Raw genomic sequence first — 2,995 nt, 5'->3', positions numbered from 1 at the left:
AATGATCTAGTCTGTCAGACAAGTAACATGACGATTGTGGCTCCAATTAGCAGTACCAAGCGTAATTTTCCAATGTATCATCGACTAACTAGTAGTCAAACAGTATATGGAAAAGTATTATTAGATCAAACCATAGCCTTAGATTTACGGGCAAGACATGTCACTGATGAAACTATTGTCGATCATGTATCGCGTGAAGAACTAGAAGAAATAATCACTTTGTACAAATTATTGTTTAGTATTGATGACAAATAGAAGAAGTTATTTATTTAATATTAAAACAAATAACCCCCAACATCTATATTATAGATATTAGGGGTTATTCTTTCAATGTTTTCGAGGGGCGATTTGGAATAGACCCTCAAATTTACTATTAGAGCAGATTTTTTAATTATTCGTAATGGCTCCATGCTGCATAAATATAGACCCTTTTTAATGCTTCATCTACACGATAAACTACCCGGTGTTGCGCATTTAGTCGTCTTGAATATAATCCGCGACTAGCTGGCTGTAACTTTTCAAATGATTGTGTCGGCTGGTAAGGATCCTCTTTTAGAATAGCGACTGTTTTTAAAAACTGCGTTTTTAGGTTCGATTTCTTTAATTTTTTCAGATCACTTTTAGCAGAATTCTTGATTTCAACTTGATAACTACTCATAGATTATCCCAGTCAAGGTCATCAACGTTAGTAAAACCACTATCATCATCTTCACGTTCACGGATTTTAGCCAATGTTCCGGTATTTTCCAAGTATAAGGTTTCAGTGATTGAATCCCAGTCTTTTTTAGAAATAATAATTGCTGCCTGGTCCTCGTCCCCATTAGCTGGCGTGATTGTAACCGGCTTTTTTTGCTGGTTAATATCTTTCAAAATCTGGTAAAGATTTTGTCGTGCTTTAGTTGGCGTATAGTTTTCCATTTCGCTCACCTCTATAGTAAATTATAACGTACGCCATCCACGTACGCAAGCGCTTATCCATATAAACAATATTTTAAGGGGGCATGTTCCAAATAGCCCCTCAAAAACATTGAAAGAATAACCCCTAATATCTATAATGTAGATATTAGGGGTTATTTATGCTTATTTCAAATAAAAAGACGCCCGAATTCAGCTATTGATTCAATATTTCATGAGACCCAGTGGCTACCAACAACAAAACTAATTCATTATGATCTAGCTGATAAATAACAATCCAGCTATCATAGTTTTTACCATAACTTCCATACCTAGCAGGGTGAAATTCACGATAGCCACGCCATTTACCCTTTTACGCATGATCTTTGATCCGTTTCAAAATAAGTGTATCTTGTTCCATAATTGCTTTTAAACAAGGTTTCAAGACAGTTATCGGAAAGTGCTTTTTCACTAATTTTTTTAATTCGCGTTCGAAAGACTTGGTCTGTTTAATTTGCATCTAACTTATCGATCCAATCATCAAAGTCGGCCAGTGAGCCAATGTTTTTCACCTGACCAGTTTCTGCTTCTTTTTTAGCAGACAAAGCCTCTGGAGAATCTAAAAAGCTAATCAAACGAACTTCATTGTTAGCCGCCTTAACCAAGGATAAGCGAATATACTCAGAAACAGTTAATCCTTGTTTTGCTAAATTAGCTTTGGCTCGTTCACTAATATCGGGTGTTACACGAGTTGAAACTGTCTTATTTTTAATAATAGCATTACTCATAAGCTTCCTCCTTCTATGTTTACTATCGTATTACAATTATTGTATTGTGTTTTTATCATTACTGCAACTATTTAATTTTCAAATAGCCCCTCAAAAACATTGTTAAAATAAGCCCTAAATTGTGGGGCTAAATTGAATTGTTAATCGTTGATTAGTTGCCTGAGCGATCTCAGATAATACTTTAGTCGAAGCATTCATTGATCCATTTTCAATTCTAGCAATGGTTGATTGTGGTTTACCAATTAGACTAGCAAATTCACGTTGACTCATACCCATATTTTCACGGAGATCACGAACTTTAATCGCTACCTCTAAGTTGATATTTTCCTGTTCAACGAACTTTGCAAAATCAGGATTATTTTTACTTCTTTCAGCAACATATTCATCAATTTTACTCATTGTTGATCCTCCTTGTTAAAATACTGGCTTCGTCGATTCCGAGCAATCTTCTTTTCACTCTCTGGTGTTTTTTGCGTTTTTTTAGTGAACGCATTGGTGATTAAGTACTGAGGCCCTTGTACTTGGAAATAGATAGCTCTCTGAATATTTGAAGCCCTCTTAGAGCGAATCTCATAGAGATTGTTTTCTAGTTTTTTAACCCATAATTGACGTTCTGCGATAATTAGACCGTTATTTTCAATATTTTGAATGGTCGCAATTAATTTGGCAGCGTCTTTATCAGGTAATTGATCCAAAAATTGTTTAAATTCATTCCAGTCATAATAGTCAAATTCTATTTTTTTCATATTTATATGATAGCTTATTCGCTATCAAAAGGCAAACATTTTATTTTGCAACTCCTTGGTACAAGCGGAAGTGTGAAATTCACACTTCCGCTTGTACCAAGGGATTACGTCTCCAACAACGAGGTGATTTATATGCAGCAAATTGTCCTGCCAATCAAAGATTCGAATGTACTTAAAGAGGTTCAAGATACGTTACTCAATAATTTCAAAGCTGGCCGGCGTAACTATACTATTTTTCAAGTTGGTAAAGCTACGCTACTAAGAGTCAGTGACGTTATGTGCTTAAAACAGGCCGACATTTTTAATCCGGACGGTTCTATCAAACAAAATGCATTTATTCACGACCGAAAAACTGGTAAACCTAATACCTTGTACCTTAAACCGGTTCAAACAGAGCTCTTATTGTATCGTCAATGGCTGCTTGATCATAAGCTAGAATCTGAATGGCTCTTTCCTTCTATTCAACACCCAGAACGTCATATTACAGAAAAACAATTTTACAAAATCATGAGGTAGATTGTAAAATTAATCCGAACGCTGTTCGGACAAAAAAGATCAGCTTCCTTT

6 protein-coding genes and 2 pseudogenes are annotated in these 2,995 nt (G+C 35.2%); 2 read left to right on the top strand and 6 right to left on the bottom strand.

All coding sequences use genetic code 11. The annotated features are described in order from the left end of the window. Positions 1-255, top strand: a 255-nt coding sequence (locus FD20_RS12345; RefSeq protein ID WP_057738889.1) for a type II toxin-antitoxin system PemK/MazF family toxin, incomplete at its 5' end; no start/stop codon positions are given. 136 nt (positions 256-391) lie between these two features. On the opposite strand, the gene FD20_RS12340 is transcribed toward FD20_RS12345, so the two are convergent. The 6 genes and pseudogenes from FD20_RS12340 to FD20_RS12315 form a co-directional block, all read right to left on the bottom strand. Further along, the gene (locus tag FD20_RS12340; RefSeq protein WP_010580584.1) at positions 392-658 is read right to left on the bottom strand and encodes a Txe/YoeB family addiction module toxin; all 267 of its coding nucleotides are present in this window, start codon (positions 656-658) and stop codon (positions 392-394) included. Further along, positions 655-918 (bottom strand): type II toxin-antitoxin system Phd/YefM family antitoxin, encoded by a 264-nt coding sequence (locus FD20_RS12335; protein ID WP_010580585.1) that lies wholly within the window; start codon positions 916-918, stop codon positions 655-657. The genes FD20_RS12340 and FD20_RS12335 overlap by 4 nt, the downstream gene beginning before the upstream one ends. Positions 919-1,111: 193 nt before the next feature. Then, positions 1,112-1,414: pseudogene (locus tag FD20_RS12330) on the bottom strand (type II toxin-antitoxin system YafQ family toxin). Then, positions 1,404-1,682 (bottom strand): plasmid mobilization protein, encoded by a 279-nt coding sequence (locus FD20_RS12325; RefSeq protein WP_057738888.1) that lies wholly within the window; start codon positions 1,680-1,682, stop codon positions 1,404-1,406. The pseudogene FD20_RS12330 and the gene FD20_RS12325 overlap by 11 nt, the downstream one beginning before the upstream one ends. A gap of 114 nt (positions 1,683-1,796) precedes the next feature. Then, a complete protein-coding gene (locus FD20_RS12320; protein ID WP_056992263.1) occupies positions 1,797-2,081 on the bottom strand; it encodes a helix-turn-helix domain-containing protein in 285 nt (94 codons plus the stop codon). Beyond that, on the bottom strand, positions 2,078-2,428 hold the full coding sequence (locus FD20_RS12315; RefSeq protein ID WP_056992261.1) for a type II toxin-antitoxin system RelE/ParE family toxin: 351 nt from the start codon (positions 2,426-2,428) through the stop codon (positions 2,078-2,080). The genes FD20_RS12320 and FD20_RS12315 overlap by 4 nt, the downstream gene beginning before the upstream one ends. Positions 2,429-2,560: 132 nt before the next feature. Between FD20_RS12315 and FD20_RS12310 the strand changes: the two are divergent. Beyond that, positions 2,561-2,938: pseudogene (locus FD20_RS12310) on the top strand (tyrosine-type recombinase/integrase); the annotation flags it as partial. Positions 2,939-2,995 lie beyond the last annotated feature (57 nt).

Source organism: Liquorilactobacillus uvarum DSM 19971 (assembly GCF_001434935.1).
GTDB classification, from domain to species: Bacteria; Bacillota; Bacilli; order Lactobacillales; family Lactobacillaceae; genus Liquorilactobacillus; species Liquorilactobacillus uvarum.
This window is presented reverse-complemented; position numbering and strand designations above follow the sequence as displayed.